The following is a 23,078-nucleotide window of genomic DNA, read 5'->3' as shown; positions in this document are numbered from 1 at the left end:
CCGGAAACGACACCATGCGCCCGCAGCCGCTCGCCGCTTGTCTCGCTCTGGCCGTCCTCCTGCCCCTTGGGGCCGCCGCACAGCCCGCTCCTGCTCCTGCCACACCCGCTCCGGCCCCGGCTCCTGCCGCCGCGCCGGCGCCTGCCGCGCCCACCGGCAACTTCGACAATGGCCGCGTGCTGGCCTACACCTGCCAAGGGTGCCACGGCATCACCGGCTACAAGAACGCCTACCCCAGCTACCGGGTGCCGAAGATCGGCGGCCAGACCCAGCAGTACCTGGCCCAGGCCCTGACCGAGTACCGCCAGGGCAAGCGCCGGCATCCGACGATGCAGGCGCAGTCGATGAGTTTCAGCGAACAGGAGATCGCCGATCTCTCTGTTTACCTGTCCACCGTCAAGTAAGGCCCGCCCATGTCGAAAGCCGCGCATCCGCTGCGTCACGCCATCGCCCTGTCCGTTGCCCTGCTGCTGGCGGCCTGTTCACAGTCGCAGGTGGAAAACAGCGAGACATCCGCCGCCGATCCGGGCCATGCCAGTGGCGAACACGGCTCTTCTTCTTCGGCTGGCCTGCCTGCAGGTCGCGAGGCCGCCGGTGAAGCCCGCGCCAAGGTGAAGGGCAAGGCCACCAACCAGAGCTGCATCGACTGCCACGGGGCCGATGGCAATGCGCCGATCGATCCGACCTATCCGAAGCTGGGTGGGCAGTACGGTGACTACCTGGCGCATGCGCTGCAGGCCTACCGCGCCGGTGACCGCCAGCACATGTTGATGACGCCACAGGCGAAGGACCTGAGTGATCAGGACATCGCCGATCTGGCGGCGTATTTCGGCAGCCGGCCGAGCCAGCTGCGGGATCTGCACGGGGTCAAATGACCGCAGGCCCCCGGTGGGTGCGGATCGTTGATTGGTAGGTGCGGACCGTTGGTCCGTACGGAGGTGTAACCGGCTTCGGTGGGTGCGGACCTTGGTCCGCACTGATGCCACCATCCACGCATGGCGTGGATCTACTGATTCCCGACTCGATCAATCGGCGCACTGCTGGCGCCGACCGATACTCAGCCTTCCAGCTCTTCCCAGCGCGCGTAAGCGGCATCCAGCTCGGCCTGCACCTTCGCCAGCTGCTGCGTGTGCGCGGTCACTTCGGCGCTGCTGCGGGTGTAGAACGACGGGTCGTTCATCGCCGAGGTCAGGCCTTCGACATCGCCTTCCAGCTTCTCGATGGTCTTCGGCAGCTGCTCCAGTTCGCGCGCTTCCTTGTAGGCCAGCTTGCGCTTGGGTGCGGCCGGAGCTGCGGTGCCCGGGGTGGCCGGCGCAGCAGCCGCCGGCTTGGCGGCAGGGGCCGCGGCAGGCGCTGCGATGCTGGCCGCATAACGCTGCCAGTCGCTGTAACCGCCCACGTACTCGCCGATCACGCCATCGCCTTCCATCACCAGCGTGGAGGTGACCACGTTGTCGATGAAGTCACGGTCATGGCTGACCAGCAGCAGGGTGCCGGTGTATTCGCCCAGCAGCTCTTCCAGCAGCTCCAGGGTTTCCACGTCCAGGTCGTTGGTCGGTTCGTCCATCACCAGCAGGTTGGACGGCTGCGCGAACAGCTTGGCCAGCAGCAGGCGGTTGCGCTCGCCACCGGACAGGCGGGTAATCGGCGCGCGCGCGCGCTCCGGGGTGAACATGAAGTCCTGCAGATAGGCATGCACATGCTTGCGCTTGCCGTTGAACTCGAGGAAATCGCGGCCTTCGGCGACGTTCTCGATCGCGCTCCAGTCTTCGCGCAGCACGGCGCGGTACTGGTCGAAATACGCGATCTGCAGGTTGGTGCCGGCGTTGACTTCGCCCTTGGCCGGCTGCAGTTCGCCCAGCAGCAGCTTCAGCAGCGTGGTCTTGCCGCTGCCGTTGGGACCGATCAGGCCGATGCGGTCGCCGCGCATGATGGTGGTGGTGAAATCGCGGACCATGGTGCGCTCGCCGAAGGCGAACGAAATGTCCTTGACGTCGATGACCTTCTTGCCGGAGCTGACGCCCTGCGCGGCCTCCATCTTGACGTTGCCGCTGAGGTCGCGGCGCTGCGAACGCTCCACGCGCATCGCCTTCAGGCGGCGCACGCGGCCTTCGTCGCGGGTGCGACGGGCCTTGATGCCCTGCCGGATCCAGACTTCTTCCTGCGCCAGCAGCTTGTCGAAGCGGGCGTTTTCCTGCGCCTGCGCATTGAGGCGTTCCTCGCGGCGGCGCTCGTAGTTGGCCCAGTCGCCTGGCCAGCTGGTGACCTGGCCGCGGTCGATCTCGACGATGCGGGTGGCCAGGGCACGCAGGAAGCGACGGTCATGGGTGACGAACACCACGCTGCCGCTCCAGCCCTTCAGGAACGCTTCGAGCCAGTCGATGGCTTCGATGTCCAGGTGGTTGGTCGGTTCGTCCAGCAGCAGCACATCGGGGCTGGACACCAGCGCGCGGGCGAGCAGCACGCGGCGCTTCATGCCGCCGGACAAGCGGCCGAACTCGGCCTCGCCATCCAGGTCGAGCTTGGTCAGGGTTTCGCTGACGCGCTGGTCCAGGCCCCAGCCGTTGGCGGCATCGATCTTGGCCTGCACGTTGCCGAGGGCTTCGCCATCGAAGACTTCGGCATGGCTGAGGTGGTGGAACTCGGCCAGCCACTGGCCCAGTTCGCCGAGGCCATCGGCGACGACGTCGAACACCGAGCCGGCGGCGCCGTGTGGCACTTCCTGCTCCAGGCGGGTGACACGCACGCCCTGCTGCACGCGGACTTCGCCGTCATCGGGCTTGTGGTCGCCGGACAGCAGCTTGAGCAGGGTGGATTTGCCGGCGCCGTTGCGGCCGATCAGGGCGATGCGTTCGCCCGGCTCGATCGACAGTTCGGCCTTTTCCAGCAACAACGGGCCGCCGACGCTGAAGTCGACGTTCTGCAGAGTAATCAGAGGCATCCGGATATTGTACGGGTTGGGGGCGTCGGCCGGGTTGCACCCGGCACCCGCGGTAGTGCCGGCCGCTGGCCGGCAACTTCAACGGCAACGTCAAAAGCTGGTTTCCTGTGGGATGGCGGGATGGTTGGAATCGACTGGGGATCTGATGGCTTATTCCACGTCCCCCAGCAGCGCCTGCAACCCCGGCAGCCACTGCTTGCCGGGATGCCGTACCAGCCACAGCGTGCGCTGCAGGGCCGGCAGCGGGGTTTCGAGCACGCGCAGGCGGCCCAGGGCCAATGGCTCTTCCAGCGCGTGACGCGAAAGACAGGCCAGGCCGAGGCCGGCGATGGCGGCCTGCTTGATTGCTTCGGTATTGCCCAGCTGCAGGGTCTGGGCGAAGCCACGCAGGTGCGGCAGCAGCGCCTGTTCGACGGCTTCGCGGGTGCCGGAGCCTGGCTCGCGCAGCAGCCAGCGTGCGCGGCGCAGTTCGTCCAGCGACCAGCTGGCGGGGGCATCGGCGGCAGCCACGATCACCAGCGGGTCCTGCTGCCAGGCGGTCACCTGCAGGCCGCGCTCGTGGCACGGGCCTTCGATCAGGCCGGCGTCCACGTCCAGGCGCTGCACGGCAGCGACCACGCCGGCACTGTTGTCGATGCGCAGGTCGACCTCGGCCTGCGGCGCCTGCCGCAGCAGTTCGGCGATGCGTGGCGGCAGCAGGTAATTGCCGATGGTGGTACTGGCGGCCAGCACCAGCCGCAGCGGTGCCCCCTGCGATGGGTCGCCGCCGGCGGCCAGCTGACGCTCCAGGTCGGCGGCGTTGACCAGCAAGGTGCGCGCCGGCTCCAGCAGTGCGCGGCCATGCCCGTTCAGCGCCAGGCGGCGGCCGATGCGGTCGAACAGCGGGGTGCCGAAGTGTGCCTCCAGCTCCTGCAGGGCCGCGCTGCTGGCCGACTGCGAGAGCGCAATGGCCTGGCCGGCAGCGGTGGTGCTGCCATGGTCGGCGATGGCGACGAAAACCTGCAGCTGGCGCAAGGTCAGGCGCATGGCACTTACCTTCTTGATGGGTAGGTTTCACCCATATTATTCGTTTTACAGGTCAGCGACAGACGCGCACGCTTGCCCCATCACTCCAGCCCTGCCCCTGCCATGAATGCCCCCGCTCTCTCCCCCTGGTCCCTGCCCGCCCTGCGCCAGCGCTGGCAGCCGCGCCTGCCCGGCCTGCTGCTGGTGGGCCTGATCGCGGCGGCGTCGCTGTATCTGGCCGAGCTTCCGTGGCTGCAGGCACATGGCTTGAGCGCGCTGACCGTGGCGATCGTCGCCGGCATCGTGGTCGGCAACACCTTCTACCCGCGGCTGGCACCGGGCAGCGCGGCCGGTGTCGGCTTTTCCAAGCACTGGCTGCTGCGCGCCGGCATCGTGCTGTACGGGTTGCGCCTGACCTTCCAGGACATCGGCCATGTCGGCGTCACTGGCGTGCTGATGGACGTGCTGGTGGTTGCCAGCACCTTCGGCCTGGCCTGCTGGCTGGGCGTGCGCGTGTTCAAGATGGAGCGCGAGGCAGCCATGCTGATCGGCGCTGGCAGCGCGATCTGCGGTGCGGCAGCGGTGATGGCCGCCGAGCCGGTGGTGCGTGGCCGCGCTGCGCATGTCACCGTCGCGGTCTCGACGGTGGTGGTGTTCGGCACGCTGGCGATGTTCCTGTACCCGGCGCTGTATGCACTGGTGCAGTCGCACGGCTGGCTGGCAATGGACGCGCGGCAGTACGGCCTGTTCACCGGTGCGACGGTGCATGAAGTGGCACAGGTGGTGGCGGCCGGCCGTGCGGTCAACGAAGCGGCAGCTGACACGGCGGTGATCACCAAGATGGTGCGGGTGATGCTGCTGGCGCCGTTCCTGATCGCGCTGTCACTGTGGCTGGCCCGTGGCGGCAAGGCCAGCGCCGATGGCAGCAAGGCGCGCATCGTGGTGCCGTGGTTCGCGTTCGGTTTCGTGGCCGTGGCCGGTTTCAACTCGCTGCATCTGCTGCCGGCCGGCCTGCAGGCCGGGCTGGTGCAGCTGGACACGGTGCTGTTGGCGATGGCGATGGCCGCGCTGGGCCTGACCACCCACGTCTCGGCGCTGCGCCAGGCAGGCCTGAAGCCGCTGCTGCTGGCGCTGATCCTGTTCGCCTGGCTGCTGTTCGGTGGCCTGGCAATCCACCAGGGTGTGCTGGCGGTGCTGGGCTGATCAGGAGCGTGCCGACCAGGGTCGGCACCTGTAGATTCACGCCGTGCGTGGATGACGACTCCGACGGGGTCAGAGCCCTTTCCTGCGGAAAGGGATCCGTCCCCACCCCATTAGGCGGGACCGGCCGTGCAGGCAGGTACAATGCGCCATGACTGACTTCTCGACCCTGCCGCTGAGCCCGGCCCTGCAGCCCGGCCTGGATGCCCTCGGCTATACCACCCTCACCCCCGTGCAGGCGCAGAGCCTGCCGGCCATCCTGGATGGCCGCGATGTAATCGCACAGGCACCCACCGGCAGCGGCAAGACCGCCGCCTTCGGCCTGGGCCTGCTGCAGTCCATCGACCCCAGCCTGATCCGCGTGCAGGCGCTGGTGCTGTGCCCGACCCGCGAACTGGCCGACCAGGTCGGCAAGCAGATCCGCAAGCTGGCCACCGGCATCCCGAACCTGAAGCTGTTGCTGCTGGTCGGCGGCGTGCCGCTGGGCCCGCAGCTGGCCTCGCTGGAAGGCCATGACCCGCACGTGGTGGTCGGCACGCCCGGCCGCGTGCAGGAGCTGGCACGCAAGCGCGCGCTGAATCTTGGCGCGGTGCGCACGCTGGTGCTGGACGAGGCCGACCGCATGCTCGACATGGGCTTCGAGGAGCCGATCCGCGAGATCGCCGGCCGCACCCACAAGGACCGCCAGAGCCTGCTGTTCTCGGCCACCTTCCCCGACAGCATCCGCGCCATGGCGCGTGACCTGCTGCGCGACGCGGTGGAAGTAACGGTGGAAGGCGCCGACCAGGCACCGGCGATCCGCCACCTGTTCTGCGAGGTGGAACCGGCGCACCGCCAGAAGGCGCTGGCCGGCCTGCTGCTGAAGTACACCCCGGAATCGGCGGTGGTGTTCTGCAACACCCGCAAGGACGTGGACGAAGTTGCCAACTCGCTGCAGCAGTTCGGCTTCTCCGCACTGGCCCTGCATGGCGACATGGAGCAGCGCGACCGCGAGGAAGTGCTGTTGCTGCTGGCCAACCGCAGCTGCAACGTGCTGGTGGCCAGTGATGTGGCCGCACGTGGCCTGGACGTGGAAGAGCTGGCGGCGGTGATCAACTACGAGCTGCCGACCGACGTGGAAAGCTACCAGCACCGCGTGGGCCGCACCGGCCGTGCCGGTGCCAGCGGCCTGGCGATCAGCCTGGTGGCCGGTCGCGAGAAGACCCGTGCCGAAGCCATCGAAGCGCAGATGGGGCAGCCGCTGGACTGGCAGAAGACGCCGCTGGCAACCTCGCGCCCGGCCGAACTGCCGCAGGCCGCGATGCGCACGCTGCGGATCGACGGTGGCAAGACCGACAAGCTGCGCCCAGGCGACATTCTCGGTGCACTGACCGGTGATGCCGGCCTGTCGAGCAAGTTCATCGGCAAGATCGCGATCTTCCCGACCCGCTCCTACGTGGCGATCGCCCGTGAGCAGGCCAACAAGGCCGTGGCCAAGCTGGAAGCCGGCAAGATCAAGGGCCGTCGTTTCCGCGTGCGGATGATGTGACTGAAGCAGCGTGGCCAACCACGGTTGGCAACGATCTGACCTGGTAGTGGCCAACCTCGGTTGGCCCATCCGTGGCGTCAATCGCGAAAAGTGCTGCCAACCAAGGTTGGCAACTACCGGTTCCCGGCCATTCGCCCTGGTAGATGCCAACCTTGGTTGGCACCTGCCCTTCGATCAGAACACCAGTTCGGTGTGCAGCGGCAGATCCGATTCCCAGCGGGCGCGACCACCCAGGCCGTCCAGTTCGACCAGTACACCGGCACCGACCACGTTCACGCCCAGGCGGCGCACCAGCGACAGCGCAGCGACCAGCGTGCCGCCGGTGGCCAGCACGTCGTCGATGATCGCCACGCGGGCCCCGGCCGGCAGCGCATCGGCGTGCACTTCGATGCAGTCACTGCGGTATTCCAGCGTGTATTCCTCGCGCAGCACCTGGCCCGGCAGCTTGCCCGGCTTGCGCACCGGCACAAAGCCCACGCCCAGCTCCAGCGCCATCGCGGCGCCGAGGATGAAGCCACGCGATTCGATACCGATCACCGCGTCCAGCTTCTGGTCGCGCCAACGGTCGGCCATCGCGGTGATGGCACCGCGGAAGTCCTCGCTATGGGCGAGCAGCGGCATGATGTCCTTGAAGAGGATGCCGGGCTTGGGGAAGTCGGCGATGTCGCGCAGTCGGGAGGCCCACTGCGGAGCGACGAGGGCGTCGGTCATGTCACATTGGCTATCTGATGGCGGCATAGGGTACCTGTTCCGGGCGCCGCCTGCCTGTTGGGGGTGTTCGGCCGGGCTGCGCCCGGCACCTGCGGTAGTGCCGGCCGCTGGCCGGCAACCTCAACGGCAACAGCAAGGGCAACAGCAAGGGCAACAGCGGGTTTCCTGTGGGATGACGGGGTGGGTCCGGTTGCGGGAGACGCCGTAAACCCGTCCGTGGGGGCTTGGCCGCGGCTTGCTCGTGTGCGCTGTCCTGCGCACACGGCAAGACCGGGGTTGGGCGTCCTGCCCAACCCGCCCGAGGCATGCCTCGGGCCCATGCCGCGGACACTCCCGCAACCGGCCCCCCCACCTTCGATAGTTTCCTGCGATCTGTCGTAGATCCACGCCATGCGTGGATGAATCTCTATCGAAATCGAACATTTCGAGAATTGAACGAAGAGCATCCACGCATCGCGTGGATCTACCGTGTCGACCAAGGTCGACACCTACCCACAGCCGCGGGAATCTGTCGGAGGTGGGGCGGTGTGGGGCTGCAGGACCGTTGGCGCCATGGATGGCGCCATCGAGCCCCCATGGACGGGTTTACGGCGTGTCCTGCAGCCCCGCACCGTCCCGCCAGACCATCCGCAATCCAGAGCCGCTTTGGCTTTGGCCGTTGCTTGCGCGGTGGCCTCTGCAGGTGCAGGGCGCAGCCCTGCCGAAACCCACCCTCAGGAACTGCAGGACAGCATCGAGCAGCCGGCGCGGTTGTCTGCCCATGCCGGGCGCTTTGCGGCAAAGTGATCGAGCCCCGCACGCTCGGTGTATGGATCGCGCAGCACGTCCTGCAGTGCGTGAACACCGCCGAGGTCACCCCGCTCTGCGCGGTCGATCGCCTCCTGGGCCAGCCAGTTGCGCAGCACATACAGCGGATTGGCTTTGGCCATCTTCGCCGCGCGCTCACTGGCCGAAAGTGGATCGGCCTGCAACCGCGCCGCGTAGTCCTGCAGCCACTGCTGCAACGGCGCCTGCACCGCCTGCTGGCGCGACTCGTCGTAGTACACCGCATCCAGCACGCCCACGTCTGGCGCCGCTGGATCAACCCGCATCAGCGCACGCCAGGCCAGGGTCATATCCATGCCGCCGTCCTGCATCAGCTGCTGCCAGCGCTGGTAGAGCCCCAGGTCGTCATCGTCGGCAGCGGCCAGGCCCAGCTTGGCTGCGGCATCGCGACGCGTGCAGGCCACGAAGGTGGACTGGTAGGCCGCCAGACCGGCCTGCAGCGGCGCCACATCGGCAAACAACGGCGACAGCGCCTGCGCCAACCGGCTCAGGTTCCAGTACGCCACCTGCGGCTGGGTACCGAAACGATAACGGCGGCCCTGTGCGTCGGTGGTGTTCGGCGTCCAGTCCGGGTCGAAGTCCTCGACCCAGCCATAAGGACCGTAGTCGAGCGTGAGGCCGAGCACGGACAGGTTGTCGGTGTTCATCACGCCATGCACGAAACCGACGCGCATCCAGTGCGCGATCATCTCGGCAGTGCGCACCGCGATCTGCGCGAACCAGTCGCCGTACAGCGCCTCACCCTGCCCTTCAAGCTCCGGAAAGTCGCGGGCGATGCACGCGTCGACCAGCTGCCGCAACAAGGCAGTTTCGCCGCGTGACGCTGGCAGTTCGAATGAACCAAAGCGCAGGAACGAGGGCGATACCCGGCACACGATGGCGCCGGGCTCGGCACGCGGGTGGCCGTCGTAGAACATGTCGCGTACCACGTCTTCGCCGGTGCCGACCAGCGACAGCGCGCGCGTGGTCGGTACGCCCAGGTGATGCATCGCTTCGCTGCACAGGAATTCACGGATGGATGAGCGCAGCACTGCGCGGCCATCAGCACCCCGCGAATACGGCGTGGGACCGGCACCCTTCAGCTGCAGTTCCCAATGACGGCCATCCGGTGCGACCAGTTCACCCAGCGAGATCGCGCGGCCGTCGCCGAGCTGGCCCGCCCAGTGGCCGAACTGATGGCCACCGTAATTGGCCGCCCACGGCTGCATGCCGGCGTACAGCGCATTGCCGCCGAACACCCGCGCGAAGCCTTCGCTTTCGACTTCAGCGGTATCGAAGCCGAGCATCGCGGCGACGTCCGGCGCCCAAGCCAGCAGCGTAGGCGCCGCCACTGGAGTCGGCATCACCGGCGACCAGGCCGCGCCCAGCACTTCGCGGCGGCGCGGGCCGGATTCGGGGTCGCCCGGCAGGGTGTGCAGCAGGCGGTTGTCGAAACGGGGGCTGTCGGTATCCATGGTGCTGAAGATGGGGACGACCGCCGCCCGCCTCAATTGCCGCTGAGCGCCTGCAGATGACCGCCGTGGGCCTCGGCACGCTGGTAGGCCGGGCGCTCGCCGATACGCTTGAGGAAGCCACGCAGCGCCGGCTTGTCGTCGAGGCCACCGCCGCGCGCGGCGGCCGCCTGGATCGGGAAGCTCATCTGGATGTCGGCCGCGCTGAAGCGTTCGCCGGCGAACCATGGGCTTTCAGACAGGCGGCGCTCCATCCAGTCCAGGTGCAGTTGTCGCTGCGGGCCGATGAAGCCACGCTCGGCCTTGTCGGCGATGCTGCGCGCAATCGGGCGGGCGAAGAACGGCATCGGCGCGTTGCGGATGCGGCCCATCACCAGGGTCAGCAGCAGCGGCGGCATCGCCGAGCCTTCGGCGTAGTGCAGCCAATAGCGGTAGGCAATGCGCTCGGCGCCATCGGCCGGCATCGGTGACGGCGACAGCTGGCGTTGGGTGTCATAGCGATCCGCGAGGTAGTCGAGGATGGCACCGGACTCGGCCAGTACCAGCTCGCCATCCTGCAGCACCGGCGACTTGCCCAGCGGATGCACGTTACGCAGTTCGGGCGGTGCCAGCAGCGTCTTCGGATCGCGGGGATAACGGCGCAGTTCGTAGTCCAGCCCCAGCTCCTCCAGCATCCACAGCACACGCAGGGAACGGGAGTTTTCCAGGTGGTGGACGATGCGCATGGGGATGATCCTTGGGGAGGCCTGCATCGTACCGCGCCAGCTGCATGCCCTTTGTAGAGTCGAGCGTGCTCGACTGCTTTCCAGAGACAGTCGAGCAATCTCGACTCGACAAAGCAGCAGGCAATAAAAAACGCCGGAAGCTTTCGCTTCCGGCGTTCTGGCTACCAAACGGTAGCAGACGGATTAGACCGCCTGCACCTGGTCAGCCTGCATACCCTTCTGGCCCTGGACGGCGATGAAGGTAACCTTCTGGCCTTCCTGCAGGGTCTTGAAGCCGGTGCCCTGGATGGCACGGAAGTGCACAAACAGGTCCGGGCCGCTTTCCGGGGTGATGAAGCCGAAGCCCTTGGCGTCGTTGAACCACTTGACGGTGCCGGTCTGACGATCAGACATTTGACTAACTCCTGAAACACATGTTGAAAAAATCGCAGCCACCGGGTATCGGGGCCGAGACTGAGTTGCAGGCGTTGGTAAAGCGGATCGATGAGCGGATCGTGAGATCAACTGCACCAGGCCACGATTCACGGTGACCCTAGCAAACACAGTGGGACGAACGATACGCGTGTTTTCTGCAAAAAGCGATAGCCCGGACGTTCATCGGCTGGCCCCGCCCGCTAGACGTGACAAGGGCTGGCAGCCGATCGAGGCTAACCCCGAGTCCCCATTCAGGATTTTCCTACCCTACACTGGGTAAATGACTGAAGCTGAAACCCAAGCTGAACCCGCCCTCCCCCGCATCTGGGTGGACGCGGACGCCTGCCCCACCGTCATTCGCGACATCCTGTTCCGTGCCGCTGAACGCGTTGGCATCGAGCTGACCCTGGTCGCCAACCAGTGGATCCGGACCCCGCCCTCACGCTGGCTGCGTTCGATCCAGGTGCCCCAGGGCCTGGACGTGGCCGACAGCGCCATCGTCGAACGGGTCGCTGCCGGAGACCTGGTCGTCACCCAGGACATCCCGCTGGCCGCGCTGGTGCTGGAGAAGAAGGCCGTGGCGCTGAACCCGCGCGGCCAGCTGTACACGCCGAACAACATGGCCGAGCGGCTGTCGATGCGCAATTTCATGGAAGAACTGCGCGGCGCCGGGGTCCAGACCGGCGGCCCGCCGCCACTGGGCCAGCGCGACCGGCAGCTGTTCGCCGCCGAGCTGGACCGATGGCTGGCGCGGCGCCCGGCCCGCTGACCCGCGCTAGCCGCCCTGCTCCATTCGGCACAGGCGGCGCTGGCTGCTGAACCGCCGCGGTTCCCCGGTCAGCGGATCATCGAAGGCCAGCACCTGTGCCAGCAGCTGCAGTGCAGGCTCGGCGCTGCCCTCCGGCCGCGACTGCAGCTGCGGGTAAAGGTCGTCGCCCTCGATCGGTGCGCCCAGCGCGGCCATATGCACGCGCAGCTGGTGCTTGCGACCGGTTTCCGGCTTCAGCCGGTAGCGCCAGATCGGCCCTTCGGCCTCGATCGGCTCGATCAGGCTGCGCGCATTGGGCTCGCCCGGCACTTCGGCCATGCGGAAGAACGGCTCCCCCGGCACCAGACGGCTGTCCCGCTGCAACGGAAACGCCAGCCCGGGCAGCGCCGGTGCCAGCGCCTCATAGGTCTTCTCGATGCGCCGCTCGCGGAACAGCCGCTGATAGGCATCGCGCGTGGCCGCCTGGGTCGAGAACAGCACCAGGCCGGCGGTCAGCCGATCCAGGCGGTGCAACGGCGCCAGTTCGGTGTTGCCGGTGCGTGCGACCAGGCGCGACAGCAGGGTTTCGCGCACATACCCACCGGCCGGCGTTACCGGTAGGAAGTGCGGCTTGTCGGCCACCAGCAGGTGCGCATCCAGATGCAGGATGGTCTCGGCGAAGGGAATCACCGGCTCGTCGGCAACCTCGCGGAAGTACTGGATTTCCAGCCCCACCTGCCAGGGCATGTCCGGCGCCAGTGCCCTGCCCTGCGCATCCTGCACACGGCCTCGGGCGAAGCGGTCCTGCCATTGCGCGCGACCGATGCGCGGGAAACGCGCGCACAGGCCATCGAGCAGGCTGGGCCAGTGGCCGGGGGGCAGCTGCAGGTGGCTGGGCAGGGTCATGGCGTCCATTCCGGCCACGGGAAAGAGCGCCAAGAGTGCCACCGTTGACACTGCGCAGACAGCCCGGCAACGGACACCCTTGGAGCAAACCTCTATCATTGACGTCTTTAGTCCACGGATCCCCCATGGCTCTTACCGCCACCATCCGCAAGGCCGAACTGCAGATCAGCGACATGGATCGCGGCTACTACGCGACCCACAACCTGACCCTGGCCCAGCACCCGTCCGAGACCGACGAACGATTGATGGTGCGCCTGCTCGCCTTCGCGCTGAACGCCGGCGACCGCCTGGAATTCGGCCGCGGCCTGAGTACCGACGATGAGCCGGACCTGTGGGAACACGACTACACCGGCGACATCCTGCAATGGATCGACCTGGGCCATCCCGACGAATCCCGCATCCGCAAGGCCAGCAACCGCAGCCGGCAGGTGCAGGTGGTCAATTACGGCGGCAACGCCTCGGAGATCTGGTGGGGCAAGCAGGGCAAGGGCCTGGCGCGCTTCGACAACCTGTCGGTGGTTGACCTCGATGGTGCCTTCGTCGAACTGTGGGGCCAGCAGATCCAGCGCGCGATGCGCTGGAGCGTGCTGATCCAGGACGGTGAAGTGCAGCTGCTCAACGATCAGATGCAGCTCGACGTGGTCCCGAACTGGCGCAAGCGCGCCAAGGCATGAGCACGATCCGTTGCGACGTGGTGGTCATCGGCGCCGGCGCGGCCGGGCTGATGACCGCGATCACGGCTGGCCAGCGCGGCCGCCAGGTGCAGGTGATCGACCATGCCAACAAGGTCGGCAAGAAGATCCTGATGTCCGGCGGTGGCCGCTGCAACTTCACCAACACCGGCACCACCCCGGCCAACTTCCTGTCGGCCAACCCGCACTTCTGCAAATCGGCGCTGGCGCGCTACACGCCCTGGCACTTCATCGAGCTGGTCAGCAAGCACGGCATCGCCTATCACGAAAAGGAGCTGGGCCAGCTGTTCTGCGACATCTCGTCCAAGCAGATCGTGAAGATGCTGGTGGACGAATGCCAGGCGGCCGGTGCCCAGATCCGCACCGAATGCAGCGTGCAGCGCATCGAGCACGGCAGCGACGGGTTCCGCGTGCACACCACGCAGGGCCTGTTCCACTGCGCCTCGCTGGTGGTTGCCACCGGCGGCCTGTCGATTCCGAGCATGGGCGCCACCGGCTTTGGCTACGAGATTGCCCGCCAGTTCGGCCATCAGGTGCTGCCGACCCGCGCCGGGCTGGTGCCGCTGACGCTCAGCGGCAAGCACCAGGAACGGCTGGCTGATCTGAGTGGTGTCGCCCTGCCGATCGAGGCGCGCTGCAACGGCAAGAGCTTCCAGAACTTCATGCTGCTGACCCATCGCGGCGTGAGCGGCCCGGCGATCCTGCAGATCTCCTCGTTCTGGCAACCCGGCGATGCGCTGGAGCTGGACCTGCTGCCCGGCCAGGATGCCGGCGAGTGGCTGCGCCAGATGAAGCGCGAGCGTCCGGCCGCCGAGCTGCGCACGGTGCTGGCCGAGGTACTGCCGAAGCGGCTGGCGCAGCGCCTGTGCGAGCACTGGCTGCCCGACCGGCCTGTGCGCCAGCTGGACGAGCCGGTGCTGCGCCAGGCCGCGCAGCTGCTGGGCGCGTTCCCGCTGGTGGCCAGCGGCACCGAGGGCTATCGCACCGCCGAAGTCACCCTGGGCGGCGTGGATACCGCTGAGGTGTCGTCCTCGACAATGGAATCCAAGCGCGTACCCGGCCTGCATTTCGTCGGCGAGGTGCTGGATGTGACCGGCTGGCTGGGCGGCTACAACTTCCAGTGGGCCTGGGCCAGCGGCCACGCGGCCGGTGGCGTGGTGTGAACCAGATCGCCGTTCGATGCGTGCAAGGGGCGCGCGCATGGACGGTTCGCCGCGCATCGTGTATCTAGATTCGCAGATTGGGGAGCAGTGCATGCAGAACGCGAACGACATCACCATCCGCCTGCTGATCGTCGATGACAGCGGCGAGAATGCCGAAGCCATCGTCAGCACGCTGCGCAACAGCGGCATCGCGGTGCGCCCTTGGCGTCCGCAGGATGCGGCCGAGCTGTCCCAGGTGCTGTCCAGCCAGGCCATCGACCTGGTGCTGGCGTCCCCCTCGCAAGGCATCCCGCTGCCGCTGGTGGCCCAGCACATCGCCGCCAGCGGCAAGGACATTCCGCTGGTGCTGCTGGCCGATCGCATCGACGAGGACGAGCTGGTGCAGGCCAGCAGCCACGGCATCCGTGCCCTCGCCCTGCGCCAGCGCTCCGAGCATCTGTTGGCCGTGGTCCGCGACCAATGGGTGGACCTGCAGGCCCGTCGCGGCCTGCGCCGCATCGAAGCGCAGATGCGCGAGACCGAGCGCCGCTGCGATGCGCTGATCGCCTCTTCGCGCGATCCCATCGCCTACGTGCACGAAGGCATGCACATCCGTGCCAACGATGCCTACCTGGAAATGTTCGGCTACGAGCAGTTCGACGACATCGAAGGCATCTCGCTGCTGGACATGGTCGCCGCGCAGCATGTGGAAGGCTTCAAGCAGCTGCTGAAGGGCCTGAGCCGTGGCGAGGCGCCGCCGCCGCAGTACCAGCTCGATGCCCGCCACGAGGATGGCAGTACGTTCGCGGCAACCATGGAATTCACCGCCGCCACCTACGAAGGCGAATCCTGCCTGCAGGTGGTGCTTCGCCGCCGCATGGAGTTCGATCCGGAGCTGGCCCGCGAGGTCGAGGACCTGCGCCAGCGCGATCAGGTCACGGGCCTGCTCAACCGCCCGACCTTCATGCTGCAGCTGGAAAGCGCAGTGGCACAGGCCGGGCGCAGCGAAGGCCAGTTCGGCCTGCTGCTGATCGAGCCGGACCACTACGCGCGCCTGCTGCCGGACATCGGCCTGGCCTCGGCCGACGCGCTGATCGGCGCCCTTGCCGGCCTGCTGGCCGAGGTCGTTGGCGAGGACGCGCAGCTGGCCCGCTTCGGCGAACACAATTTCGCCGTGCTGCAGGCCGGGCCCTACGCGCAGACCGTGGCACTGGCCGAGCGCATCCGCGAAGCGTATGCAGCGCATGTGTTCAGCATCGGCGCGCGCTCGGCCACGGTGACGGTCAGCATCGGTGGCGTGCAGGTGGGCGAGAAGATCGCCAGCATCGGCCAGGTGCTCGCACGCGCCAGCGAGTGCACGCATGCCGCCGCCGAACTGGGCAATACCTGCCGCATCTTCGACCCGGCTGCGGCCGACCGCGTCGAGGAAGAACGCGTGCTGCGCTGGGTCACCCGTATCCGTGAAGCACTGGCCGGCGACGGCTTCCAGCTGCACTACCAGCCGGTGCTGAACCTGCAGGGCGAGCCGCTGGAGCTGTACGAGGCCTACCTGCGCCTGGAGCACAACGGCGAACTGCTGAGCCCGACCGCGTTCCTGGGCATCGCCGAGGAGTACGGCCTGCTGGCGGAGATCAACCGCTGGGTGGTTTCGCAGGCCATCGCCGTACTGGGTCAGCGCGCACGCCAGGGCCACGCCACCCAGGTACTGGTGAAGGTAACGCCGGAATCGTTCGACGACCCCGAGATGATCGCCACCCTGCGGCGCGAGCTGCAGACGCAGGGCGTGCCCTGCGAACGGCTGTGGCTGCATGCGCCGGAAGCGAAGGTGTTCACCCACCTGCGCAGTGCGCAGCAGTTCCTTGCCGAAGTGGCGCCACTGGGCTGCCGCATCGGGCTGGAGCAGTTCGGTTCGGGATTGGACTCGTTCCAGCTGCTCGCCCACTTCCAGCCACAGTTCCTCAAGCTGGACCGCGGTTTCACCAGCGATCTGGCGGCCACCCGCGAGAACATCGACCGCATCAGCCAGATCACCGCACGCGCGCAGGAGGCCGGCATCCGCACCATCGCCGAGTTCGTCAGCGACGCCAATTCGATGACCCTGCTGTTCAGTGCCGGCGTGGATTACGTGCAGGGCGATTTCGTCGGCCCGGCGCTGCCGGAGATGGGGTTCGAGTTCGGGTGACCGCGGTAGTGCCGGCCGCTGGCCGGCAGCCTTTGGTACCCAGGGTTGCCGGCCAGCGGCCGGCCCCACCAAAAGAGAAGGCCGGCTTTCGCCGACCTTTTCATTGATCAGGTCATGTCGACCAGATTATCGATCTTCACGTCCGGATTGACGTCGGCCTCGTAGTCGACACCCTCCACGCCAAAACCGAACAGGCGCAGGAAGTCGGCCTTGTAGCCGGCCAGGTCGCTGATCTCGTACAGGTTCTCGTTGGTGACCTGCGGCCACAGCGCGACCACCTTGCCCTGCACGTCTGCCGCCATTTCCTTGTAGTCGGCACGCAGGCGGCCTTCCTCGTCGACCAGCGCGACGGTATGGCCATCGCCATCGACCAGATCGTGGCGCAGGCGATCGATCGCCACGCCGTCGGCCTTGCCGCCGTAGAGGATGTCGTACAGCACGTCCAGCTGCTCGATGCAGCCTTCGTGGGTGCCCTTTTCCTTCATCACCTTGAACAGGAGCGACAGGTAGAGCGGCATGGTCGGAATGGCCGAGCTGGCCTGGGTGACCACGGCCTTCAGCACCGACACGCGCGCGTCGCCGCCGATTTTCGCCAGCTTCTCGCGCAGGCCCAGCACCTTGGTGTCCAGGTCCTTCTTGGCGGCGCCGATCGAGCCGTTCCAGTAAATCGCCTGGGTGATCTCTTCGCCCACGTAGGTGAAGGCCGTGGTGGTGCAGCCGTTGGCCAGCACGCCGGCGTCGGCCAGCGCGTCGATCCACATCTGCCAGTCTTCGCCACCCATCACCGCGACGGTGCCAGCGATCTCTTCCGGGGTAGCCGGCTGCAGGGTGGTTTCCGTGATTACTTCCTTGTCGGTATCCAGGCCGCGCAGGGTGATCGGCTCGCCGATCGGCTTCAGCGTGGAGCTGATGACTTCACCGGTCTTGGGGTGCTTGCGACGCGGCGCCGCCAGGCTGTAGACGACCTGATCGACCTGGCCGAGATCGGCCTTGATCATTTCGATGGTCTTCGCCTTCACTTCATCGGAGAAGGCATCGCCGTTGATGCTCTTGGCGTACAGGCCGGCTTCGTCGGCGTACTTGTGGAACGCAGCCGAGTTGTACCAGCCCGCAGTACCCGGCTTGCTCTCGCTGCCCGGGCGCTCGAAGAAGATGCCCAGGGTCGCGGCGCCGCTGCCGAAGGCAGCGGTGATGCGCGCAGCCAGGCCGTAGCCGGTGGAGGCGCCGATCACCAGCACGCGCTTGGGGCCGTTCTGGATCGGCGGACGCGCGCGGATGTAGTCGATCTGCTGCTTGACCGCGGCTTCGCAGCCGGTCGGGTGGGTGGTGACGCAGATGAAGCCGCGGACGCGCGGTTTGATGACCATGGATACCTCGGGTTGGCAGATGCGGCGCACGGGGCGCTCAGCAGGAATACGGGTGCGCGCCTGCGCGCGCGAACCGCAGGATCGTAGTGCGCGGGGGCCGAATGCACAACCGACGCTGGCGTAGGGTGGGGTTTGTTTTGCAGGGTTGCACCCTGCACCCGCAGAGGCCTGAGCAACGGCCAGAGCCAGAGCAACGTCAAAAGCTGGGTTCCTGGGGGTGGGCGGGGTGGGTCCGGTTGAGGGGGACGCTGCAAGCACGTCCATGTAAGCTCGGTCGCCGCATCCATGCGGCTCACGCCCCCTCAACCGGACCCACCCCGCCTTCGACAGACTTCCGCGATCTGTTGGAACGGCGTGCGGCCTTGGTAGGTGTCGACCTTGGTCGACACGGTTGAATTCATTCGATATCTGACAGATGTGTCGACCAAGGTCGACACCTACCGACAGCCGCAGGAATCTGTCAAAGGTGGGGCGGTGTCGGAGTGCGGGGTGTCAGCCGCATGGATGCGGCTGCCAAGCCTACAGGGACGTACTTGCGGCGCCCCCGCACTCCGACACCGCCCCACCAATCCACGGAATGCCCGCTGTTGCTGTTGCTGCTGCCTCTGCAGGTGCAGGGCTGCAAGCCCTGCCAACAAAAAACCCCGCTTGCGCGGGGTTCTCTGTGCATTGCGTGCAGCGCGAACGCTTACGGGCGACGGGCCAGGGCCTCGACGTCCTTCGCCTTCGGCAGCAGGTCCTGCTTGCTGACACGCAGGAAACCGATCGTCAGCATCGGCACCGCCACCAGGATCGAGGACAGCACCACAATCACCGCACCGATCATGTGCGTCTCGGCCAGGCCTTCCATCGAGCTGCCGCCGTACAGGTACAGGGCCAGCGCCGACAGGAAGAACATCACCGCGGTGATCACCGTACGCGACAGCGTCTGGTTGATCGAACGGTTCAGCACTTCCATCGAGTCCACGCGCAGGCTGCGGAAGTTCTCGCGGACGCGGTCGAAGACCACGATGATGTCGTTGATCGCAAAGCCCATCACCGACAGCAGGCCGGCCAGCACGGTCAGGTCGAACTCACGACCCAGCAGGGACACGTAAGCGACCGTCACGATCAGGTCGAACATCGCCACGATGCTGGCGGTGACCGCGAACTTCCACTCGAAGCGCACCGCGATGTAGATCAGGAAGCCGGCCAGCATGAAGATGGTCGCGTACAGGCCATTCATCGCCAGGTCCTTGCCGATCTGCGGGCCGACGAACTCGTTGCGCAGCACGGTGGCCTGGTTGTCGGCAGAAGACAGCGCCTTCACTACTGCGGCAGCAGTGGCCTTGTCCTCGGCGGCGGCGTCACCGGTACCCGGCGCATGCTCACCGTGCGGGGCCAGGCGGATCAGCAGGTCGGTGTTGCCACCGACGCTCTGGACCTGGGCGCCTTCGAAGCCACTCTGCTCGAGCTTGTTGCGGACCTGCTCGACGTCCACCGGCTTGTCGAAGCGGGCTTCGATCAGGGTGCCGCCGGTGAAGTCCAGCGCGTAGTTGAAGCCCTTGATGCCGATGATGGCGACCGAGGCCAGGAACACCACGATGGTGACTGCCATGGCGACATGGCGCCAGCGCATGAAGTCGATCTTGGTGTCGTTCGGGAGGATGTGCAGCGGAAACAGTTTCATTGTGCGTGTCGTCCCGTCAGATGGCCACGTTCTGGAGCTTCTTGCGACGGCCGTAGATCAGCGTCGCCAGCGCACGCGACACGGTGATCGCGGTGAACATGGAGGCGAAAATACCGATGATCATGGTCAGTGCGAAGCCCTTCAGCGGACCGGTACCGAATGCGAACAGCGCCACACCGACGATCAGGCCGGTCAGGTTGGCGTCGAGAATGGTGCCCGAGGCACGCTCGTAACCGGTCACAATCGCGGTCTTGCCCGGCACGCCGGCACGCAGCTCTTCACGGATACGCTCGTTGATCAGCACGTTGGCGTCCACCGACAGGCCCACCGACAACGCCAGGCCGGCGAAGCCCGGCAGGGTCATGGTCGCGCCAAACAGCGACATCACCGCCACCACGATCAGCAGGTTGAACAGCATCGCTGCCGAGGTGATCACGCCGAACATGCGGTAGTACACGCTGAAGAACACCAGGGTGAACAGGAACGCGAACACCACTGCGCGCATGCCGTTCTTGACGTTCTCGGCGCCGAGGCTCGGGCCGACCACACGCTCTTCGACGAAGTCCATCGGCGCGGCCAGCGAGCCGGACTTCAGCAGCTTGGCCAGGTCGTCGGCTTCCTTCTTCTGCAGGCCGGTGGTCTGGAAGTTCTTGCCGAACACGCCGTTGATGTTGGCCACCGAGATCACTTCCTCGTTGACCTTGAAGCCACGCACTTCCTGGCCGTCAACCAGGGTCACGGTCGGCACGCGTTCGGTATACACCACCGCCATCGGCTTGTTCACGTTGGCGCTGGTGAAGTCGAACATGCGCTGGCCGCCGACGTTGTTCAGCGTCACGCTGACCGCCGGGGCACCGCTGGTGGAGTCGGTCACCGCCTGCGCGCCGACCATCTGGTCGCCGGTGACGATCACGCGCTTGTTCAGCAGGATCGGACCGCCGCCGTCACGGCGCTGATAGACCTTCGCTTCCGGCGGGATGCGGCCGGAGTCGATGGCGTCCTGGGCATTGCCCTCGACCACCGCGCGGTATTCCAGGGTGGCGGTGGCGCCGATCATGCGCTTGGCTTCGGCAGTGTCCTGCACGCCGGGCAGCTGCACGACCACGCGGTCGGCACCCTGGCGCTGGATGATCGGCTCGGCGACGCCGAGCTGGTTCACGCGGTTGCGCAGGGTGTTGATGTTCTGCTCGATGGCGCCATTGGCGATCTGCGCGATCTCGGTCTCCGGCACGGTCACCGTGATTCGGTTGCCGCTGACGTCGTAGCCGAGCGTCGGCTGCGCCTTCACCAGCGCCGCACGGGCACGCTGTGCGGCGTCATCACCGGCGGACGGGCTGAGGTTGGCCACGATGCTGTTGTCCGCGCGACGCTCCACCGACTGGTACGCGATGCGCGCGTCACGCAGGGTGCTGCGCACGTCTTCGGTGTAGGCGTCCAGGCGCTTGTCGAGGGCGGCCTTCTGGTCGACTTGCAGCACGAAGTGCACACCACCCTGCAGGTCCAGGCCCAGCACCATCGGGCGACCGCCGAGGTTGGCCAGCCAGTCCGGCACGGTCGAGGCCAGGTTCAGGGCCACGGTGTACTTTTCGCCGACCGTGTCGCGCAGGGCGTCGCTGGCAGCGGACTGCGCCTTCAGGTCCGGCAGGCGGACAATCAGGCTTTCCCCTTCCTTCTCGACACCGACGGGGGTGACACCGGCCGTCTTCAGGTCGGCCAGCACACGGTCGCGCAGCGCATCGTCGATCTGCCCGCCACGGTTGGCGGTGATCTGGAGGGCCGGGTCCTTCTGGTAGATGTTGGGCAGCGCGTACAGCGCGCTGAGCGCCAGTACGATCAGGATGACGACGTACTTCCAGCGTGGAAATTCGAGCATTGCTTGGGTCCCGCGCGGCGCCATCCCCGGCGCCGCGGTTGTGCATCGGAAAGGGAGTGGCTTACTGGGCCGACTTCAGGGTACCGGCCGGCAGCACGTTGCCGACAGCGCCCTTCTGCACGCGGATGCGCACGTTGTCAGCCACTTCAATGGTGATGAAGTTGTCGCCGATGTCGGTGACGATGCCGGCGATGCCGCCGTTGGTCAGCACTTCATCGCCACGCTTGATCTTCTCCAGCATGGCCTTGTGCTCCTTCTGCCGCTTCATCTGCGGGCGGATCATCAGGAAGTACATGATGGCGATCAGGATGACCGGGAACAGCAGCGTGGTCAGGCCCATGCCCTGCGGTTGGCCGCCGGCGGCCTGGGCGTGGGCGGCGGGAATCAGGAAAGCAAGCAGGTTCATCGTTGGTCCTTTGGTTGGGCGGCGCTTCGGCCCTTTCACGGGCACGAGGTGTCGACCGCGGATCTGGGTCAGCCTTGAAGTATGCCACGGCCCCGGGCGTTCGTCCTTGGGCCGTTTGGCAGGGGCGTTCGGGTTACAGGGGCGGGGCCACCGCCCCGCGTGCCGCGTAGAAGGACTCGCGGAAGGCCAGGAAGGTTCCCGCCTCGATGGCCGCGCGGATGTCGGCCATCAGCTTTTCGTAATAGAACAGGTTGTGCAGGGTACCGAGCATCGGCGCCAGCATCTCGTTGCAGCGGTCCAGGTGGCGCAGGTAGGAACGCGTGTAACCGCCGGTGCAGGCCACGCAGCCGCAGCCCGGCTCGATCGGGCCCATGTCCCGCGCGTACTGGGAATTTCGGATGCGAACGGTGCCGAACGAGGTGAAATAGTGGCCGTTACGGGCGTTACGGGTGGGCATCACGCAGTCGAACATGTCCACGCCACGTGCGACACCCTCGACCAGGTCCTCCGGCCGGCCCACACCCATCAGGTAGCGCGGACGGTCGCTTGGCAGCTCCGGGTCCAGGTGGTCGAGCATGGCGTTGCGCTCGTGCTCCGGCTCGCCCACAGCCAGGCCGCCGATGGCATAGCCGTCGAAGCCGATCGCCTGCAGGGCCTCGGCCGAGCGGCTGCGCAGGTCGGTGTGCACGCCGCCCTGGACGATGCCGAACAGGGCCGCGTCATTGCCCAGCTCGTCATGCGCGTTGCGGCTGCGCTGGGCCCAGCGCAGGCTCAGCTCCATCGACCGGCGCGCCACATCCTCGGTGGCCGGGTACGGGGTGCACTCGTCGAAGATCATCACCACGTCCGAATCGAGCACCTTCTGGATCTTCATGCTCTCTTCCGGGCCCAGGAACACACGGGCGCCGTCGGTGGGCGAGGCAAAGGTCACGCCCTGCTCGGTGATCTTGCGGCGGTGGGCCAGCGAGAACACCTGGAAGCCACCGGAGTCGGTCAGGATCGGGCCATCCCAGCGGCAGAAGCCGTGCAGGCCGCCGTGGTCGGCGATGATGTCCAGGCCCGGGCGCAGGTACAGGTGGAAGGTATTGCCGAGGATGATCTCGGCGCCCAGCGCACGCACCTGGTCCGGCAGGATGCCCTTGACCGAGCCATAGGTCCCCACCGGCATGAAGGCCGGCGTTTCCACCGTGCCACGCGGGAAGGTCAGGCGGCCACGGCGGGCACGGCCGTCGCGGGTCTTGAGCTGGAACTGCAGTCGGGACATGGAGCGGTCATTCGGGCAAATAGTTGCTC

20 protein-coding genes are annotated in these 23,078 nt (G+C 66.9%); 8 read left to right on the top strand and 12 right to left on the bottom strand.

Annotation, left to right across the window (positions count from 1 at the left end; all coding sequences use genetic code 11):
- Window positions 1-14 precede the first annotated feature (14 nt).
- Together CKW06_RS10525 and CKW06_RS10520 are read left to right on the top strand one after the other, a co-directional pair.
- The gene (locus CKW06_RS10525; protein ID WP_005413034.1) at window positions 15-404 is read left to right on the top strand and encodes a c-type cytochrome; all 390 of its coding nucleotides are present in this window, start codon (window positions 15-17) and stop codon (window positions 402-404) included.
- 9 nt (window positions 405-413) lie between these two features.
- On the top strand, window positions 414-875 hold the full coding sequence (locus CKW06_RS10520; protein ID WP_012479939.1) for a c-type cytochrome: 462 nt from the start codon (window positions 414-416) through the stop codon (window positions 873-875).
- A 182-nt stretch (window positions 876-1,057) separates the two neighbouring features.
- On the opposite strand, the gene CKW06_RS10515 is transcribed toward CKW06_RS10520, so the two are convergent.
- Both CKW06_RS10515 and CKW06_RS10510 read right to left on the bottom strand, forming a co-directional pair.
- Complete coding sequence (locus tag CKW06_RS10515; RefSeq protein ID WP_024958284.1) at window positions 1,058-2,941, bottom strand: ATP-binding cassette domain-containing protein; 1,884 nt, start codon at window positions 2,939-2,941, stop codon at window positions 1,058-1,060.
- A 150-nt stretch (window positions 2,942-3,091) separates the two neighbouring features.
- On the bottom strand, window positions 3,092-3,967 hold the full coding sequence (locus CKW06_RS10510; protein WP_038645894.1) for a LysR family transcriptional regulator: 876 nt from the start codon (window positions 3,965-3,967) through the stop codon (window positions 3,092-3,094).
- A 102-nt stretch (window positions 3,968-4,069) separates the two neighbouring features.
- On the opposite strand from CKW06_RS10510, the gene CKW06_RS10505 reads away from it, so the two are divergent.
- Together CKW06_RS10505 and dbpA are read left to right on the top strand one after the other, a co-directional pair.
- Complete coding sequence (locus CKW06_RS10505) at window positions 4,070-5,149, top strand: YeiH family protein (RefSeq protein WP_038645891.1); 1,080 nt, start codon at window positions 4,070-4,072, stop codon at window positions 5,147-5,149.
- A 148-nt stretch (window positions 5,150-5,297) separates the two neighbouring features.
- Window positions 5,298-6,674 carry an ATP-dependent RNA helicase DbpA gene (dbpA, locus tag CKW06_RS10500; protein WP_005413029.1) on the top strand — a complete coding sequence of 459 codons (1,377 nt, stop codon included), beginning with the start codon at window positions 5,298-5,300 and terminating at the stop codon, window positions 6,672-6,674.
- 174 nt (window positions 6,675-6,848) lie between these two features.
- Here dbpA and CKW06_RS10495 read toward each other — a convergent pair whose 3' ends face one another.
- The 4 genes from CKW06_RS10495 to CKW06_RS10475 all read right to left on the bottom strand — a co-directional run bounded on the left by CKW06_RS10495 (window position 6,849) and on the right by CKW06_RS10475 (window position 10,779).
- On the bottom strand, window positions 6,849-7,385 hold the full coding sequence (locus tag CKW06_RS10495) for an adenine phosphoribosyltransferase (RefSeq protein WP_032964924.1): 537 nt from the start codon (window positions 7,383-7,385) through the stop codon (window positions 6,849-6,851).
- Window positions 7,386-8,098: 713 nt separating this feature from the next.
- Window positions 8,099-9,664 carry a protein adenylyltransferase SelO gene (locus CKW06_RS10485; RefSeq protein ID WP_024958680.1) on the bottom strand — a complete coding sequence of 522 codons (1,566 nt, stop codon included), beginning with the start codon at window positions 9,662-9,664 and terminating at the stop codon, window positions 8,099-8,101.
- 32 nt (window positions 9,665-9,696) lie between these two features.
- Window positions 9,697-10,386: a glutathione S-transferase family protein gene (locus tag CKW06_RS10480; protein ID WP_024958679.1), complete on the bottom strand. Its 690-nt coding sequence runs from the start codon at window positions 10,384-10,386 to the stop codon at window positions 9,697-9,699.
- Window positions 10,387-10,569: 183 nt separating this feature from the next.
- Entirely contained in the window at window positions 10,570-10,779 is a 210-nt protein-coding gene (locus tag CKW06_RS10475; protein WP_004153307.1) for a cold-shock protein, read from the bottom strand.
- Between the two features lie 301 nt (window positions 10,780-11,080).
- Here CKW06_RS10475 and CKW06_RS10470 point away from each other — a divergent pair, with 301 nt between their 5' ends.
- Entirely contained in the window at window positions 11,081-11,569 is a 489-nt protein-coding gene (locus tag CKW06_RS10470) for a YaiI/YqxD family protein (RefSeq protein WP_024958678.1), read from the top strand.
- 6 nt (window positions 11,570-11,575) lie between these two features.
- On the opposite strand, the gene CKW06_RS10465 is transcribed toward CKW06_RS10470, so the two are convergent.
- Window positions 11,576-12,454 carry a pseudouridine synthase gene (locus CKW06_RS10465; RefSeq protein WP_024958677.1) on the bottom strand — a complete coding sequence of 293 codons (879 nt, stop codon included), beginning with the start codon at window positions 12,452-12,454 and terminating at the stop codon, window positions 11,576-11,578.
- A 125-nt stretch (window positions 12,455-12,579) separates the two neighbouring features.
- Here CKW06_RS10465 and CKW06_RS10460 point away from each other — a divergent pair, with 125 nt between their 5' ends.
- The 3 genes from CKW06_RS10460 (at window position 12,580) to CKW06_RS10450 (ending at window position 16,470) form a co-directional block, all read left to right on the top strand.
- Window positions 12,580-13,128 (top strand): YaeQ family protein, encoded by a 549-nt coding sequence (locus CKW06_RS10460; RefSeq protein ID WP_005409263.1) that lies wholly within the window; start codon window positions 12,580-12,582, stop codon window positions 13,126-13,128.
- Window positions 13,125-14,309 (top strand): BaiN/RdsA family NAD(P)/FAD-dependent oxidoreductase, encoded by a 1,185-nt coding sequence (locus tag CKW06_RS10455; protein WP_005409262.1) that lies wholly within the window; start codon window positions 13,125-13,127, stop codon window positions 14,307-14,309. The genes CKW06_RS10460 and CKW06_RS10455 overlap by 4 nt, the downstream gene beginning before the upstream one ends.
- A gap of 91 nt (window positions 14,310-14,400) precedes the next feature.
- Window positions 14,401-16,470 (top strand): EAL domain-containing response regulator, encoded by a 2,070-nt coding sequence (locus CKW06_RS10450; RefSeq protein WP_024958676.1) that lies wholly within the window; start codon window positions 14,401-14,403, stop codon window positions 16,468-16,470.
- 107 nt (window positions 16,471-16,577) lie between these two features.
- On the opposite strand, the gene fabV is transcribed toward CKW06_RS10450, so the two are convergent.
- The 5 genes from fabV to tgt all read right to left on the bottom strand — a co-directional run bounded on the left by fabV (window position 16,578) and on the right by tgt (window position 23,049).
- On the bottom strand, window positions 16,578-17,837 hold the full coding sequence (gene fabV / locus CKW06_RS10445; protein WP_005413023.1) for an enoyl-ACP reductase FabV: 1,260 nt from the start codon (window positions 17,835-17,837) through the stop codon (window positions 16,578-16,580).
- Window positions 17,838-18,525: 688 nt separating this feature from the next.
- The gene (gene secF / locus CKW06_RS10435) at window positions 18,526-19,506 is read right to left on the bottom strand and encodes a protein translocase subunit SecF (protein WP_005413022.1); all 981 of its coding nucleotides are present in this window, start codon (window positions 19,504-19,506) and stop codon (window positions 18,526-18,528) included.
- A gap of 16 nt (window positions 19,507-19,522) precedes the next feature.
- Window positions 19,523-21,379, bottom strand: coding sequence for a protein translocase subunit SecD (gene secD, locus CKW06_RS10430; protein WP_005409258.1), 1,857 nt, complete (start codon window positions 21,377-21,379; stop codon window positions 19,523-19,525).
- Window positions 21,380-21,440: 61 nt separating this feature from the next.
- On the bottom strand, window positions 21,441-21,785 hold the full coding sequence (yajC, locus tag CKW06_RS10425; protein ID WP_005409257.1) for a preprotein translocase subunit YajC: 345 nt from the start codon (window positions 21,783-21,785) through the stop codon (window positions 21,441-21,443).
- 133 nt (window positions 21,786-21,918) lie between these two features.
- Window positions 21,919-23,049 carry a tRNA guanosine(34) transglycosylase Tgt gene (gene tgt, locus CKW06_RS10420; protein ID WP_024958291.1) on the bottom strand — a complete coding sequence of 377 codons (1,131 nt, stop codon included), beginning with the start codon at window positions 23,047-23,049 and terminating at the stop codon, window positions 21,919-21,921.
- Between the last annotated feature and the right edge of the window lie 29 nt (window positions 23,050-23,078).

It is taken from the genome of Stenotrophomonas maltophilia (assembly GCF_900186865.1).
Classification (GTDB): Bacteria; Pseudomonadota; Gammaproteobacteria; order Xanthomonadales; family Xanthomonadaceae; genus Stenotrophomonas; species Stenotrophomonas maltophilia.
The sequence above is the reverse complement of the archived record's forward strand: the minus strand, read 5'-3'. Positions and strand labels throughout refer to the sequence as shown.

Coding starts and splice junctions, on each gene's coding strand:
- CKW06_RS10525 (WP_005413034.1), top strand. CDS start 15: ATGCGCCCGCAGCCGCTCGCCGCTTGTCTCGCTCTGGCCGTCCTCCTG.
- CKW06_RS10520 (WP_012479939.1), top strand. CDS start 414: ATGTCGAAAGCCGCGCATCCGCTGCGTCACGCCATCGCCCTGTCCGTT.
- CKW06_RS10515 (WP_024958284.1), bottom strand. CDS start 2,941: ATGCCTCTGATTACTCTGCAGAACGTCGACTTCAGCGTCGGCGGCCCG.
- CKW06_RS10510 (WP_038645894.1), bottom strand. CDS start 3,967: ATGCGCCTGACCTTGCGCCAGCTGCAGGTTTTCGTCGCCATCGCCGAC.
- CKW06_RS10505 (WP_038645891.1), top strand. CDS start 4,070: ATGAATGCCCCCGCTCTCTCCCCCTGGTCCCTGCCCGCCCTGCGCCAG.
- dbpA (WP_005413029.1), top strand. CDS start 5,298: ATGACTGACTTCTCGACCCTGCCGCTGAGCCCGGCCCTGCAGCCCGGC.
- CKW06_RS10495 (WP_032964924.1), bottom strand. CDS start 7,385: ATGACCGACGCCCTCGTCGCTCCGCAGTGGGCCTCCCGACTGCGCGAC.
- CKW06_RS10485 (WP_024958680.1), bottom strand. CDS start 9,664: ATGGATACCGACAGCCCCCGTTTCGACAACCGCCTGCTGCACACCCTG.
- CKW06_RS10480 (WP_024958679.1), bottom strand. CDS start 10,386: ATGCGCATCGTCCACCACCTGGAAAACTCCCGTTCCCTGCGTGTGCTG.
- CKW06_RS10475 (WP_004153307.1), bottom strand. CDS start 10,779: ATGTCTGATCGTCAGACCGGCACCGTCAAGTGGTTCAACGACGCCAAG.
- CKW06_RS10470 (WP_024958678.1), top strand. CDS start 11,081: ATGACTGAAGCTGAAACCCAAGCTGAACCCGCCCTCCCCCGCATCTGG.
- CKW06_RS10465 (WP_024958677.1), bottom strand. CDS start 12,454: ATGACCCTGCCCAGCCACCTGCAGCTGCCCCCCGGCCACTGGCCCAGC.
- CKW06_RS10460 (WP_005409263.1), top strand. CDS start 12,580: ATGGCTCTTACCGCCACCATCCGCAAGGCCGAACTGCAGATCAGCGAC.
- CKW06_RS10455 (WP_005409262.1), top strand. CDS start 13,125: ATGAGCACGATCCGTTGCGACGTGGTGGTCATCGGCGCCGGCGCGGCC.
- CKW06_RS10450 (WP_024958676.1), top strand. CDS start 14,401: ATGCAGAACGCGAACGACATCACCATCCGCCTGCTGATCGTCGATGAC.
- fabV (WP_005413023.1), bottom strand. CDS start 17,837: ATGGTCATCAAACCGCGCGTCCGCGGCTTCATCTGCGTCACCACCCAC.
- secF (WP_005413022.1), bottom strand. CDS start 19,506: ATGAAACTGTTTCCGCTGCACATCCTCCCGAACGACACCAAGATCGAC.
- secD (WP_005409258.1), bottom strand. CDS start 21,379: ATGCTCGAATTTCCACGCTGGAAGTACGTCGTCATCCTGATCGTACTG.
- yajC (WP_005409257.1), bottom strand. CDS start 21,785: ATGAACCTGCTTGCTTTCCTGATTCCCGCCGCCCACGCCCAGGCCGCC.
- tgt (WP_024958291.1), bottom strand. CDS start 23,049: ATGTCCCGACTGCAGTTCCAGCTCAAGACCCGCGACGGCCGTGCCCGC.